Origin of the sequence: Microbacterium oleivorans, assembly GCF_023715745.1 — a bacterium.
GTDB lineage: Bacteria > Actinomycetota > Actinomycetes > Actinomycetales > Microbacteriaceae > Microbacterium > Microbacterium oleivorans_D.
The window spans coordinates 186,702-200,935 of record NZ_JAMBOV010000004.1 but is presented as its reverse complement, the minus strand read 5'-3'; the positions used below and the strand labels follow the sequence as shown (position 1 = coordinate 200,935).

12 protein-coding genes are annotated in these 14,234 nt (G+C 68.5%); 1 reads left to right on the top strand and 11 read right to left on the bottom strand.

Features of this window, described 5'->3' with window-relative positions; all coding sequences use genetic code 11:
* Nucleotides 1–105 precede the first annotated feature (105 nt).
* The 9 genes from M3190_RS11730 to M3190_RS11690 all read right to left on the bottom strand — a co-directional run bounded on the left by M3190_RS11730 (nt 106) and on the right by M3190_RS11690 (nt 8,889).
* Nucleotides 106–321, bottom strand: a complete 216-nt coding sequence (locus M3190_RS11730) for an Rv0909 family putative TA system antitoxin (protein WP_248170028.1) — start codon at nt 319–321, stop codon at nt 106–108.
* Between the two features lie 136 nt (nt 322–457).
* Nucleotides 458–1,651, bottom strand: a complete 1,194-nt coding sequence (tuf, locus tag M3190_RS11725; RefSeq protein WP_251581760.1) for an elongation factor Tu — start codon at nt 1,649–1,651, stop codon at nt 458–460.
* A gap of 147 nt (nt 1,652–1,798) precedes the next feature.
* Complete coding sequence (gene fusA / locus M3190_RS11720; protein ID WP_308210394.1) at nt 1,799–3,913, bottom strand: elongation factor G; 2,115 nt, start codon at nt 3,911–3,913, stop codon at nt 1,799–1,801.
* A 77-nt stretch (nt 3,914–3,990) separates the two neighbouring features.
* Nucleotides 3,991–4,461 carry a 30S ribosomal protein S7 gene (rpsG, locus tag M3190_RS11715; RefSeq protein ID WP_018187368.1) on the bottom strand — a complete coding sequence of 157 codons (471 nt, stop codon included), beginning with the start codon at nt 4,459–4,461 and terminating at the stop codon, nt 3,991–3,993.
* 5 nt (nt 4,462–4,466) lie between these two features.
* A complete protein-coding gene (gene rpsL / locus M3190_RS11710) occupies nt 4,467–4,835 on the bottom strand; it encodes a 30S ribosomal protein S12 (RefSeq protein ID WP_018171438.1) in 369 nt (122 codons plus the stop codon).
* A 305-nt stretch (nt 4,836–5,140) separates the two neighbouring features.
* Nucleotides 5,141–6,535, bottom strand: coding sequence for a DUF5684 domain-containing protein (locus M3190_RS11705; RefSeq protein WP_251581758.1), 1,395 nt, complete (start codon nt 6,533–6,535; stop codon nt 5,141–5,143).
* Between the two features lie 52 nt (nt 6,536–6,587).
* Nucleotides 6,588–7,247 (bottom strand): spermidine/putrescine ABC transporter substrate-binding protein, encoded by a 660-nt coding sequence (locus M3190_RS11700; protein WP_251581756.1) that lies wholly within the window; start codon nt 7,245–7,247, stop codon nt 6,588–6,590.
* A gap of 63 nt (nt 7,248–7,310) precedes the next feature.
* Nucleotides 7,311–7,778 (bottom strand): hypothetical protein, encoded by a 468-nt coding sequence (locus M3190_RS11695; RefSeq protein ID WP_251581754.1) that lies wholly within the window; start codon nt 7,776–7,778, stop codon nt 7,311–7,313.
* Nucleotides 7,779–7,794: 16 nt separating this feature from the next.
* Nucleotides 7,795–8,889: an ECF transporter S component gene (locus M3190_RS11690; RefSeq protein ID WP_251581752.1), complete on the bottom strand. Its 1,095-nt coding sequence runs from the start codon at nt 8,887–8,889 to the stop codon at nt 7,795–7,797.
* Nucleotides 8,890–9,018: 129 nt separating this feature from the next.
* Here M3190_RS11690 and M3190_RS11685 point away from each other — a divergent pair, with 129 nt between their 5' ends.
* Nucleotides 9,019–9,627, top strand: coding sequence for a hypothetical protein (locus M3190_RS11685; RefSeq protein ID WP_251581750.1), 609 nt, complete (start codon nt 9,019–9,021; stop codon nt 9,625–9,627).
* A 4-nt stretch (nt 9,628–9,631) separates the two neighbouring features.
* Here the strand turns inward: M3190_RS11685 and M3190_RS11680 are convergent, their stop codons facing one another.
* A complete protein-coding gene (locus M3190_RS11680; RefSeq protein WP_251581748.1) occupies nt 9,632–10,225 on the bottom strand; it encodes a hypothetical protein in 594 nt (197 codons plus the stop codon).
* Nucleotides 10,226–10,325: 100 nt separating this feature from the next.
* On the bottom strand, nt 10,326–14,201 hold the full coding sequence (rpoC, locus tag M3190_RS11675) for a DNA-directed RNA polymerase subunit beta' (protein WP_251581746.1): 3,876 nt from the start codon (nt 14,199–14,201) through the stop codon (nt 10,326–10,328).
* Between the last annotated feature and the right edge of the window lie 33 nt (nt 14,202–14,234).

Here is a 14,234-nt window from a genome sequence, read left to right as displayed (position 1 = left end):
GCGTCATCCGATCCTCACCGTCCGACGATCATTCTGTCAGACGCACCACCACCGGCCGGGCACAGCAGAGGGCCGGATGCGACCTGCATCCGACCCTCGCCGGTGTCACTCGTTCCCGATGCGCCGATCCACGTTGTCGCGGACCTCGTCGACCTTCGCGTCGACCGAGTCCGGGGCGACCTTCTTCACGAACTCGGCGGCGGCGTCGAGGACCTTGTCACTCACGTCCTCGGCCTTGTCCGACTTCAGGTTGCGGTCGATCTCCTCCTTGTGCTGCTCGAGGAACTGCTTGCCCTTGTTGACCACGTCGTCGATTCCCATGGGATTCCTTCCGTCTCGGACCGCGGCGGCCGCGGCGCGGTCAGTTTAGGACCGCCCTCCCCCGACCGCACCCCCTTGCGGAACGACGAAGGGGCCGGGCCCGAAGGCCCGACCCCTGTCGGTGAGTCCGAAGGACTTACTTGAGGATCTTGGTGACGGTACCGGCACCGACGGTGCGGCCACCCTCACGGATCGCGAAGCCGAGGCCGTCCTCCATGGCGATGGGCTGGATGAGCTCCACCGTCATGTCCGTGGTGTCACCGGGCATGACCATCTCGGTGCCCTCGGGCAGCGTGATGACGCCGGTGACGTCCGTGGTACGGAAGTAGAACTGCGGGCGGTAGTTCGTGTAGAAGGGGTTGTGACGGCCACCCTCCTCCTTCGAGAGGATGTAGGCAGTGCCCTCGAAGTTGGTGTGCGGCGTAACCGAACCCGGCTTCACGACGACCTGGCCACGCTCGACGTCGTCGCGCTTGAGACCACGGAGGAGCAGACCACAGTTCTCGCCGGCCCAGGCCTCGTCGAGCTGCTTGTGGAACATCTCGATACCCGTGACCGTGGTCTTCTGCGTCGGGCGGATGCCGACGATCTCGACCTCGGAGTTGATGGCGAGGGTGCCACGCTCGGCGCGACCGGTGACGACCGTGCCACGACCGGTGATCGTGAAGACGTCCTCGATCGGCATGAGGAAGGGCTTGTCCTTGTCGCGGACCGGGTCGGGGATCGACTCGTCAGCGGCGTCCATCAGGTCGAGGATCGACTGGACCCACTGCTCGTCGCCCTCGAGAGCCTTGAGGCCCGAGACGCGGACGACCGGAGCGTCGTCGCCGGGGAAGCCCTGGCTCGACAGCAGCTCGCGGACCTCGAGCTCGACGAGCTCCAGGATCTCCTCGTCGTCGACCATGTCGGACTTGTTCAGCGCGACCATCAGGTACGGAACGCCGACCTGCTTGGCGAGCAGCACGTGCTCACGCGTCTGAGCCATCGGGCCGTCGGTGGCGGCGACCACGAGGATGGCGCCGTCCATCTGGGCAGCACCGGTGATCATGTTCTTGATGTAGTCAGCGTGACCCGGGGCGTCGACGTGTGCGTAGTGACGCTTCGGGGTCTCGTACTCGACGTGCGAGATGTTGATCGTGATACCACGCTGACGCTCTTCGGGAGCCGAGTCGATCGACGCGAAGTCACGCTGCACGTTGGTGGCCGACGGGAACTTGTCGGCGAGCACCTTCGAGATGGCAGCGGTGAGCGTGGTCTTGCCGTGGTCGACGTGACCGATCGTTCCGATGTTGACGTGCGGCTTGGTCCGCTCGAACTTGGCCTTGGCCACTGGGTCCTCCTCAGGACTGTCGTGTAGTCATCCGGGCGCTGGATTGCGACCGGGTTTCTACGGGGATGTTGTCAGTGTAGTTGACGTGACGATATTCAGTTTGGGCGGATGCCGAGGGCCGGGCCCCCGGCATCCGAAGAACGAGTGTTACTCGCCCTTGGTCTTCTGGACGATCTCGTCGGCCACCGCGCGGGGGACCTCGGAGTAGCTGTCGAACTCCATCGCGTAGACCGCGCGGCCCGAGGTCTTCGAGCGCAGGTCACCGATGTAGCCGAACATCTCCGACAGGGGGACGAGGGCGCGGACGATCTTGATGCCCGCGCCGTCCTCCATCGACTGGATCTGGCCACGACGCGAGTTCAGGTCGCCGATGACGTCGCCCATGTACTCCTCAGGAGTACGGACCTCGACGGCCATCAGCGGCTCGAGCAGCACGGGGCTGGCCTTGCGGACAGCCTCCTTGAAGCCCATGGAGCCCGCGATCTTGAACGCCATCTCGGACGAGTCGACGTCGTGCGAGGCACCGTCCATGAGGATCGCCTTCACGCCCACCATGGGGAAGCCGGCGAGCACACCGACCTGCATGGCGTCCTGGAAGCCCTGGTTGGTCGGCTCGATGTACTCGCGCGGGATGCGGCCACCGGTGACCTTGTTCTCGAACTCGTACGTCTTGTCGGCCGTGACCTCGAGGGGCTCGAGCGCGAACTGGATCTTCGCGAACTGACCCGAACCACCGGTCTGCTTCTTGTGCGTGTAGTCGTAGCGCTCGACGGTCTTCTTGATCGTCTCGCGGTACGCGACCTGCGGCTTGCCGACGTTCGCCTCGACGCGGAACTCGCGCTTCATGCGGTCGACGAGGATGTCGAGGTGCAGCTCGCCCATGCCCTTGATGACGGTCTGACCCGTCTCGGGGTTGAGCTCGGTGCGGAACGTCGGGTCCTCTTCGGCGAGCTTCTGGATGGCGACACCCAGCTTCTCCTGGTCGGCCTTCGTCTTCGGCTCGATGGCGACCTCGATGACGGGCTCGGGGAAGGTCATCGACTCGAGGACGACGGGCTCGTTCGGGTCGGCCAGGGTGTCACCGGTGGTGGTGTCCTTGAGGCCGATGACCGCGTAGATGTTGCCCGCGGTGACCGCGTCGACCGGGTTCTCCTTGTTGGCGTGCATCTGGAAGATCTTCCCGATGCGCTCCTTCTTGCCCTTGGTCGAGTTGATGACCTGCGCACCCGAGTCGAGCTGACCCGAGTAGACGCGGATGTAGGTGAGGCGACCGAAGAACGGGTGCACCGCGACCTTGAACGCGAGCGCGGCGAAGGGGTCGTTGGCGTCGGGGTGACGCTCGATGACCTTCTCCTCGTCCTTCGGGTCGTGCGCCTCGATGGCGGGCACGTCGAGGGGCGACGGCAGGTAGTCGACGACCGCGTCGAGCATGGGCTGGACACCGCGGTTCTTGAACGCGGAGCCGCAGAGCACCGGGTAGAGCTCGCCGGCGACGGTCATCTTGCGGATGGCGCCCTTGATCTCGGCGATCGTGAGCTCCTCACCGCCGAAGAACTTCTCGAGAAGCTCCTCGTCGCTCTCGGCGACGGTCTCCAGCAGCTGCTGACGGTACTCCTCGGCGCGGTCCTTGAGGTCGGCGGGGATCTCCTGGACCTCGTACTTGGCGCCCATGGTCACGTCACCCTTGGCGTCGCCGGGCCAGACCAGTGCGCGCATCTCGACGAGGTCGATGACGCCGACGAAGTCGTTCTCGGCGCCGATGGGCAGCTGCAGCACGAGCGGCTTCGCGCCCAGGCGCTTCACGATGGTGTCGACGGTGAAGTAGAAGTCGGCGCCCAGCTTGTCCATCTTGTTGACGAAGCAGATGCGGGGGACGTCGTACTTGTCCGCCTGACGCCACACGGTCTCGGACTGGGGCTCGACGCCCTCCTTGCCGTCGAAGACGGCGACCGCGCCGTCGAGCACGCGGAGCGAGCGCTCCACCTCGACCGTGAAGTCGACGTGCCCGGGGGTGTCGATGATGTTGATCTGGTTCTTGTTCCAGAAGCAGGTCACGGCGGCGGACGTGATCGTGATGCCGCGCTCCTTCTCCTGCTCCATCCAGTCGGTGGTCGAGGCGCCGTCGTGGGTTTCGCCCAGCTTGTGGTTGACACCCGTGTAGAAGAGGATGCGCTCGGTCGTCGTCGTCTTGCCGGCATCGATGTGCGCCATGATGCCGATGTTGCGGACCTTGTTGAGGTCGGTGAGCACTTCTTGTGCCACGGGGTGTCCTTACGTGTAGTGACGGATGTCGCGGGGCGACCGGCCGGGGGTGACCCGGCCGGTCGCCGAGGTGCTGATTACCAGCGGTAGTGCGCGAAGGCGCGGTTCGACTCGGCCATCTTGTGGGTGTCCTCGCGGCGCTTCACCGCGGCACCGAGGCCGTTCGAGGCATCCAGGATCTCGTTCTGGAGGCGCTCGGTCATGGTCTTCTCACGGCGACCCTTCGCGTACGAGACGAGCCAGCGCAGCGCGAGCGTGTTCGCGCGGTGCGGCTTGACCTCGACGGGAACCTGGTAGGTCGAGCCACCGACGCGGCGGCTCTTGACCTCGAGGGTGGGGCGGACGTTGTCGAGCGCCTTCTTGAGTGTCGCGACGGCGTCCTGGCCGTTCTTGGCCTCGACGCCCTTGAGGGCGTTGTAGACGATGGCCTCGGCGATCGACTTCTTGCCGTCGACGAGGATCTTGTTCACCAGCTGGGTGACGATCGGAGCACCGTAGACCGGGTCGTTGACGACGACGCGGCGGGGTGCGGGTCCCTTGCGAGGCATCTAACTCAACCCTTCTTCGCGCCGTAGCGGCTGCGAGCCTGCTTACGGTTCTTGACGGCCTGGGTGTCCAGGGCGCCACGGACGATCTTGTAACGCACACCGGGGAGGTCCTTCACACGACCGCCGCGGACGAGCACGAGCGAGTGCTCCTGCAGGTTGTGGCCCTCACCGGGGATGTAGGCGGTGACCTCGGTCCCGTTGCGGAGCTTCACACGGGCGACCTTGCGCATGGCCGAGTTCGGCTTCTTGGGCGTGGTCGTGTACACGCGGGTGCAGACACCCGCCTGCTGCGGGTTCGCCTTCAGGGCGGGCGCCTTGGTCTTCGAGACCTTGGGCGAGCGACCCTTGCGAACCAACTGCTGAATGGTTGGCACGTTCTCTCCTTGTCGATCTGCGCGCGGCTCTCGCCTCGCACAGGTGCTGCACGGTGACAGCGTTCGTGGTTTCACCACAGATCCATCGGCACGCCGCGACCGCGACGAACGGGAGTGATGGATATGCCGTGGGGGTGGCCTGTTCGCAGGCCCTGTCCCTGGTGCGCTCGCCTCGCCTGTCCCGTGCCGGGGCACGTCGCATGGCGCGCGTGTGCGCACACCCGATCAATAATACGCGGGATGACGAAGGTGGGTCAAACGAGGGCGGACTTCACCGCGACTGCTCAGGTGCGGGACCGGACTGGTCAGGAACCGGCCTCCGTCCGCTGCAATCGGAGTGCCGCGTCGCCGAGGAGGAATCGCTCGGCGACCTCCGCCTCGCCCCCCTGCTCGACCTCGACGTCCGCGCCGAGCGCGTTCGGCAGCAGGATGCCGTTGGTCGAGCCCAGGTCGGTGATGCGCCAGGTCTCGCCGCGCCGCTCGAGTCGCGCGTGCGTCTTCGACACGGTGCGGGTCGGGTCGGCGATGGCGAGCAGCTGGGCGCCCGGCCGTGCTCGGTCGGCGACCGGGTTCCGCCCCAGGATGACGACGTCCGACGAGAGCGACGCGCTGCTGCCGTCGGGGAGCACGAGCTCCCACCGGGCGTGACCGCGGCGCACGACGACCGTGCGCTCGAGATCCTCGTCCCATGACGCTGCCGCAGCCTCGCGGTTCTCCCTTTCCTGCGCAGAGACCGACGACGTCGCGGAGACGGGGGCGCCCGCCGCGGGCGAACCGGGCACCGCCGACACCTCGCCGGTCAGCTCGGGGAACACGTCCTTCTCGTCGCGCTCGGCGCCGACGGCGGGTGGGCGCAGTCGAGTGACGGGCGCCTCCTCCCGGCCCGGAACGGAGGAGATGATGCCCGGCGCGGCGGCGATCGGCGGGCTGACGTCGTACGGCGCGGCGTGGGGCGGGAAGGGCACCTGCGACGAGGGGTCGGCTGCGTCACGCGGGGCGTCCCAGCCCGACGTGGAGCGCAGCGTCGGCGTGGGCGCGGTCGGATCGGGCTGCTCCTCGGCGCGCGTCGACGCCACGGGGGTGGCGGCCGGCTCCCCGGTTGCCCCGGCCGCAGCGGGCTCCGGCGCCCACGGCTGCGGTGCGACGGACGCCGCCGGTGCCGGCGCGATGCGGGACGCGGAGTCGTCCGTCGCCGTCGGCTCCACCCCCGGGAGGGGCGGTGGCGGGAGCGGCGCCCCGAAGTCCGGCGCGAGGGACCCGAACGGGGCGTACGGCGGCGACGCGGGGCGCGCCGCCGGGTCGATGCGCAGGTGCGCGGGCCGAGCGCCGCGCCAGTCCGCCGGTCCGAAGCCGACGATCGTGGCCCACACCGGGAAGAGCAGGGCGCCCACGACCGTCATCCCCGCGCCGTAGCCGAAGCCCGGATTGATCCGGTGCACCGTCAGGATGAGGAGCACCCACACCGCGACCGTGCCCGGCCCCGGGATCAGCGCGAGGAGGACGAGCCACATCGAGAAGCCGCCCCAGCGGAGCAGGATGGCGATGTTGAGGAAAGGGACCCACGCCCGCCACGGCTCTTCGCCCATCTTCCGGAACGCGGCGGACAGCGCCAGCGCGACCCAGACGTAGACCGCGACACCGAGGATGACGGCGAGGAGTCCGAGGACGACACCCGCGCCGCTGTCGACACCCGTGATCATCCCCCCACCCTAAGCGAGCACGCCCGGCGGCTCCCGGTGGGATGACGACGCGTCACACCCCGGGCAGCCCGTCACCCTGGTCGAAGGGGGCGTCGAGCGATCGGGTCAACTCGTCGAGGAGCGCGGCGATCTGCGGTTCCACGTACTGTGCGACCGCGGTCTGGATTCGCAGCCGGTGTCGCAGCAGTATCGTGCACACCTCGCGGCCGACCATGCTCGCGTACTCGTCCGCAAGACGCACCTCCTGTCGGAGAGCCGCCTTCGCATCCTCGGTGAGGGGCGGAAGAGCGGGCACCTCGGCATCCGCTTCATCCGCCATCCCGGCGATCGTGAACAGGAAGGGGGCGCCCGGGACCGGGTCGGGGTCCATAGGGAGCCCGTCGAACTCGGGTTCGAGCCCCTCGGCGGGGCGATAGGTCCGCGAGCGATTGCGATCGGCCTGCTGGTCGAGCTCCGTCTGCAGCATCGGGAGGTTGCGCGCCGTGTAGTGGGCGACGGCATTGTCGACGATCGTCTTGATCCGTGTCGAGAGGCCGTGCTGCACGCCGTGCGGGACGTCGGAGCCGAGCCCGGCAGCGGAGAGCACGGGCGAACCGAGGCAGCGCCGGCAGGGGGCGACCCGTCCGCGGTGCGTCGCGGGCTCCCAGCGCGGCAGCCACCGCAACCAGGCGTCGACGGCCTGGCTCACCTGCGTCTCGAGCGAGCGCTCCACGGCTCCATTGTCGCGGAGATCCCGGCCGATCGGGGCATTTCGGAGGTACCGGATGCCGCCGCGTCAGCCGTCCTCGTCCTCGCGCTCCCACGGCCACTCGGGTCGGCTCGCGCGGGTGCGACCGAGCGCGATCCCCGCCCACGCCGCCGCGGCGGCCGTCACCGCGAGCACGAACGCGTACCAAGAGAGCGCGACATCGCCCGCCGATCCCACCGCGAGCGCCGGGTCGGCGCCGGTGAGGACGCCGCCCAGCACGACCCCCAGGAGGTAGGCGGCGACCGTCGCGACCATGACCCAGACGGCCCCGAGGTAGCGCGCCCGGCGGATCGCACCATAGACCGTCACGGCGAAGACGACGGCGGACAGCAGCATGGCCGCGATGCCGGCGCCCTGCCCCAGTGCCGGCTCCGCCAGCACGTCGGTGCCGGTCAGCAGGCTCGTGAACCCGAACCCGCAGATCGCGAGCGCCGAGAAGCCGATCGTCGCGAAGAACGCGGCAATCGGCGGGGCGACGCCCTCGGACGGCGACATCGGTCGCGCGGGACCGTTAGTACTGGTGCAGCTGAGGGCCGGCCTCGAGGGTCCGCTCGTACTCGCGCTGCGCCTCGTCGTTCAGCTCCGTCACACGGCGGCCTCGGCGGGCCACCCAGGCACCGAACCACACCGTGATCTCGCGCCCCAGGACGAAGGCGATGACCGCGAGCGGGGCGAGAAGCTGCTCGCTCACGATCTGCCCGGCCTGCGAGGGGGCGATCGACCAGAACGGGGCCTGGAACAGCTGGCCGAGGAGGTGTCCACCGTATGCCGCGGCACCGACGAGGAGTCCGAAGACCACCCACAGACCCCAGCGACCGCGGTTGATGAAGGCACCGAGGATCCAGAAGCCGAGGAAGAACACGGCGACCGGCACCCAGAAGGCCCACGTGGTGAGGATGTCGAGGGTCCGCTGCCCCAGCTCCGCCACCGCGATCGGCTCGCTGAGGGCGGCCAGTCCGAGCGTCGCGGCCAGGTAGAGGACGGCGAAGACGACGGCGGCGACGAGACCGATGGCGCCGGCCGCTCCACGGTTGCCACGCGGACGCGGGGCTTCGGGAGCCTGCACGAAGATCGGCTGCTGGGAGTAGACAGCGGTCGGCGCGGCGGCCGCGGCGGGCTCACTGGAGGTGACGGTCGTCGGGGTCTGGTCGGTGTGCGTGTACGCGGCCGTGGCAACGGCGGGAGCTGCAGCCGTGGCGGCGGGAGCCGCGGCGGGCTCCGGCGTCTCATCCTGGTGAGCGGGCGCGTCGACGACCTCCGTGTCGGCTGTGGCCGAGGACTCGGGGGCGGACTCCGTCGCGGCCGGGCGATACAGCGGCTCGCCGTCCGCGGCGGACGCCGTGACGGGCGCGTCGGGCTCGCCGTACTTGCCGTAGTCGATCGAGAGATCCGACCCGCGATCGCTCGCGGTGAAGTCGGTGTCGCCGCGCGGGCGGTCGTCGGTGGTGCGCGAGGCGGCCTCCGCCTCGGCGAGGCTGTCGTTGGCGCTGCCCACCACGTGGTCGACGTCACGGGGCTCGCTGCCGGCCGTGGGCTCCTCGACAGGCTCACCGTAGGCAGGCTCGCGCGTCTGTTCGTTCCGCTCGCCGAACTGGGGGTCGCTCATGGCGGTGTCACTCCTCACGCGGGGCGTGCGCCACCGCTCCAGCGAGCGTATCCTCGGCGCCCACGCGTGTCCGGGAGGCGCCCCGACGTGTCTCGACGTCGCGTGCGCCACGCGACGTATCGTGGACGCATGACGAGCCGACGGCACCGGACCCGCCGCGCGCTCGTGGGCGCAATCGCCGGGGTCGCCCTCGCGTGCGGTATGGCTGCATGCGCACCGGAGCCCGACACCCTCCCGCCCGCGCCGACCGACGCGGCATCCGGAACACCCACCCCCACCGTCACCCCGGTCTCGATCGCGGAGTTCCCGTTCGGGCCGTCGAGGTCGACCACTCCGCTGCCGAAGGACTGCGACAGCATCCTGACCCCTGACATCCTCGACACCCTGCAGGGGATCCCGCTCAACGCTGCGGGCATGGGCGGCGGTATCCGTCCCGACAGCAGCCGCGTGTGCGTCTGGGCCGACCCCGGCTCGAGCCGGACCAGCCTGGTCACCGTGGTGGGCTACTCCCCCGAACGCGAGGCACGGGACGCGCTCTACCTGCTCGGGGTCGACAGCGGCTACACCTGCTACGAGCCGGACGAGGGGCTGCGCTGCGAGAAGAGCAGCACGGACGAATTGGGACTCCCGGTGGGACGCACCGTCTACTGGCGCGACGGCGTCGCCATCGACACGCAATACTCGAACCTCGCGCCCCAGGGTTACACGGCGGCGATCGTCCAGTCGATCTGGGGCTGAGCTCTCAGCCTGCGCGGGACCAGACGGCGGAGGCGACGCCGTCCGCGTAACGGGTCGGGTGCCACGCCTGCTGCGACGTCGAGACCCACCGGCCGCCGCCGGCCTCGATCGTCTCGAGAAGGTCGCCGTCGGCGCGGGAGCAGCGGACCCGGTCACCCTCGGGACCGCACTCGAACCCGAGCGGCGGGAGCGCAGCCGTCGCGATGGCCCCGGCATCCGGAGGCACCGTCGCGACCGTCGTGGAGATCTCTCCTCGCCCAGAGGTCCAGGTGCAGGTGACGATCACCTGCGGCTCGAGGGCGGCGACGAGGTCCGAGGCCGTCGACACCGGCGCATCCGTCGAGGCGACCATCTCGGCGCCCTCCGTCCAGCGCAGACCCGCCCACGCCGCCTCGTTGTAGAGGTCGCGACAGCCGAGAGGTGCCGAAGTCGGAGCAGCGGATGCCGTGGGTTGCGGCACACCGGCCGCCTCGGCGATCCACCGCGACGCAGCCGGGAACATCGGCACGGCGAGGACCAGCAGCGTCACGACGATCGCCGCGCTCACCACGCCGACGAACCACGCGAAGCCGGCGTTGCGCCCTCCCACCCGTGCCATGCGTCCCAGGGTAGCGGCCTCCGACTCCCTGCCCCGCGGAGACGACGCCGAAGGCCCCCGGGAGATCCCGGGGGCCTTCGGTCAGACGATCACACCTCGATCAGTTGTAGCTGCCGGGGGTGAAGTCGTCGGTCGAGAAGCTGTCGAAGTCGACGTAGCTCAGGTCGGCGTCGCTGTACGCGCCGTCCGAGGCGAAGATGCGGTTGGGGTACCGCTCGCTCTTGGCCTCCTCCGTCGCCTCGACCACGACGTTGCGGTACTTCGCAAGGCCGGTGCCGGCGGGGATGAGCTTTCCGATGATGACGTTCTCCTTGAGGCCGACGAGCGGGTCGCTCTTGCCCTCCATGGCCGCCTGCGTGAGGACGCGGGTGGTCTCCTGGAACGATGCGGCCGACAGCCACGACTCCGTCGCGAGCGACGCCTTCGTGATACCCATCAGCTCGGGGCGACCCGAGGCGGGACGCTTGCCCGCCGCGACGGCCTCGCGGTTCATCTGCTGGTAGCGCTTGAAGTCCACCAGCTCACCGGGCAGCAGGTCCGTCTCGCCGTGGTCGACGACCGTGACCTTGCGCAGCATCTGGCGCACGATGACCTCGATGTGCTTGTCGTGGATCGGCACACCCTGCGAGCGGTACACGCCCTGCACGCCGCCGACGAGGTACTTCTGCACCTCGCGGGCACCCTGCACGCGCATGACCTCCTTGGGGTCGAGCGTTCCGACCTGCAGCGGCTGACCGACCACGACACGCTGGCCGTCCTCGACGAGGAGGGTGGCGCGCTTGAGGACCGGGTAGACGTGCGGCTCGTCGCCGTTGTCCGGGGTCAGGATGACCTTCTTGGCCTTCTCGGTCTCATCGATCTTGATGACACCGTCGGCCTCGGCGATCGGGGACGCACCCTTGGGGGTACGAGCCTCGAACAGCTCCTGGACACGGGGCAGACCCTGGGTGATGTCGTCCGCCGATGCCGAACCACCGGTGTGGAACGTACGCATCGTCAGCTGGGTACCGGGCTCACCGATCGACTGGGCGGCGATGATGCCGACGGCCTCACCGATGTCGACGAGCTTGCCGCTGGCCAGCGAACGGCCGTAGCACTTGGCGCACACACCGACGGCCGAGTCACAGGTCAGGACCGAGCGCACCTTGATGCTCTCGATGCCACCGGCGACCAGCTTGTCGATGAGGACGTCACCCACGTCGTCGCCGGCCTCGGCCAGGACGGTGCCCTGCGCGTCGACGACGTCGGCGGCGAGGGTGCGGGCGAACACCGAGTTCTCGACGTTGGCGTCACGCACGAGCGTGCCGTCGGCGCCGGGAGCGGCGATCGTGAACTCGAGGCCCTTGGTCGTGCCGCAGTCCTCTTCACGGATGATGACATCCTGCGAGACGTCCACGAGACGACGCGTGAGGTAACCCGAGTCGGCCGTACGGAGGGCCGTGTCGGCCAGACCCTTACGGGCACCGTGCGTCGCGATGAAGTACTCCGCCACCGACAGACCCTCGCGGTACGAGGAGATGATCGGACGGGGGATGATCTCACCCTTGGGGTTGTTCACCAGGCCTCGCATACCCGCGATGTTGCGGATCTGCAGCCAGTTACCACGGGCACCCGAGCTCACCATGCGGTTGATGGTGTTGTCGGACGGGAAGTTGTCCCGCATCGCCTTCTGGACCTCGTCGGTCGCCTCGGTCCAGATCTTGATGAGCTCCTGACGACGCTCGGCGTCGGTGGTGAGACCCTTCTCGAACTGACCCTGGACCTTCGCGGCCTGCTTCTCGTAGGCGGCGACGATCTCCTTCTTGTTCGGCGGCGTGAGGACGTCGCTCAGGGCGACGGTCACACCCGAACGGGTGGCCCAGTAGAAGCCGGCGTCCTTGATCCGGTCGAGGGATGCCGCGACCTCGGTCTTCGGGTACTCCTCGGCCAGCTTGTTGACGATCTGCGACAGCTTGCCCTTGTCGGCCTGCTCGCGGACGAACGGGTAGCCCTTGGGGAGCGTGTCGTTGAAGATCGCCTGACCCAGCGAGGCGTCCACGAGGCCGTGGCGCTCGTAGCCCTCGGGGGCTTCGCCCTCGAGGAACGTCAGGCCGGGGACGCGGATGCGGACCTTGGCCTGCAGGTCGAGGGTGCCCTCGTCCTTGGCCAGGATCGCCTCGCCGACGGAGCCGAACACGCGACCCTCACCGGCAGCACCCTCCTTGATCGTCGTCAGGTGGTGCAGACCGATGATCATGTCCTGCGAAGGCAGGGTCACCGGGCGGCCGTCCGACGGCTTGAGGATGTTGTTCGAGGCGAGCATCAGCACGCGGGCCTCGGCCTGAGCCTCGACCGAGAGCGGCAGGTGCACGGCCATCTGGTCACCGTCGAAGTCCGCGTTGAAGGCGGCGCAGACGAGCGGGTGGAGCTGGATGGCCTTGCCCTCGACGAGCTGCGGCTCGAACGCCTGGATGCCGAGACGGTGCAGCGTGGGCGCACGGTTCAGCAGCACGGGGCGCTCGCGGATGATCTCCTCGAGCACGTCCCAGACCTCGGGACGGGTGCGCTCGACGGCGCGCTTGGCGGCCTTGATGTTCTGCGAGTGACCGAGGTCGATGAGGCGCTTGATCACGAACGGCTTGAACAGCTCCAGGGCCATCTGCTTGGGCAGACCGCACTGGTGCAGCTTCAGCTGCGGGCCGACGATGATGACCGAACGGCCCGAGTAGTCGACGCGCTTGCCGAGCAGGTTCTGGCGGAAGCGACCCTGCTTACCCTTCAGCATGTCGCTGAGGGACTTCAGGGCGCGGTTGCCGGTACCGGTGACGGGACGACCGCGGCGGCCGTTGTCGAACAGGGCGTCGACGGCCTCCTGCAGCATCCGCTTCTCGTTGTTGACGATGATCTCGGGGGCACCGAGGTCGATCAGTCGACGGAGACGGTTGTTGCGGTTGATCACGCGACGGTACAGGTCGTTCAGGTCGGAGGTGGCGAAACGGCCACCGTCGAGCTGGACCATCGGGCGCAGCTCCGGCGGGATGACCGGGACGACGTCCAGGACCATCGACGCCGGGCTCATGCCCGTCGACAGGAACGAGTTGACGACCTTGAGGCGCTTGATCGCACGGATCTTGCGCTGGCCCTTGCCCTCGGAGATCTGCAGGTGCAGCGAGTCCGCCTCGGCGGCCAGGTCGAACGCCTCGAGACGACGCTTGATCGACTCGGCGCCCATGTAGGCCTCGAAGTACTGGCCGAAGCGGTCCTGCAGCTCCTGGAAGATGTCGTCTTCCTGCTTGAGCTGACCGACCTCGAGGTTGCGGAACTCGTCCCACATCCGCTCGAGCTTGGCGACCTGCTCGTCGCCGCGCTTGCGGATGGTGGCCATCTCCTTCTCGGCGGCGTCCTTGGCCTTCTTCTTCTGGTCGGCCTTGGCTCCCTCCGCCTCGAGGGCGGCGAGCTCGTCTTCCAGCTTCTGCAGGCGGTCGGCGACGCGGGCGTCACGACGGTCGGCGATGTTCTTGATCTCGAGACGGAGGTTCGCCTCGTGGGTCGGAAGGTCGCGGTGGCGTGCGTCCTCGTCGACCGAGATCACCATGTAGGCGGCGAAGTAGATGACCTTCTCCAGGTCCTTCGGCGCCATGTCCAGCAGGTAGCCGAGGCGCGAGGGGACGCCCTTGAAGTACCAGATGTGGGTGACGGGGGCGGCGAGCTCGATGTGGCCCATGCGCTCACGGCGGACGGAGGACTTGGTGACCTCCACGCCGCAGCGCTCGCAGACGATGCCCTTGAAGCGGACGCGCTTGTACTTGCCGCAAGCGCACTCCCAGTCGCGGGACGGTCCGAAGATCTGCTCTCCGAAGAGGCCGTCCTTCTCGGGCTTCAGGGTGCGGTAGTTGATGGTCTCAGGCTTCTTGACCTCGCCGAAGGACCAACGACGGATGTCGTCGGCGGTGGCGAGACCGATACGAAGCTGATCGAAGGTGTGTGACTCGAGCACTGATTCTCCTGTGTCGGAATTCTGTTCGTTGCC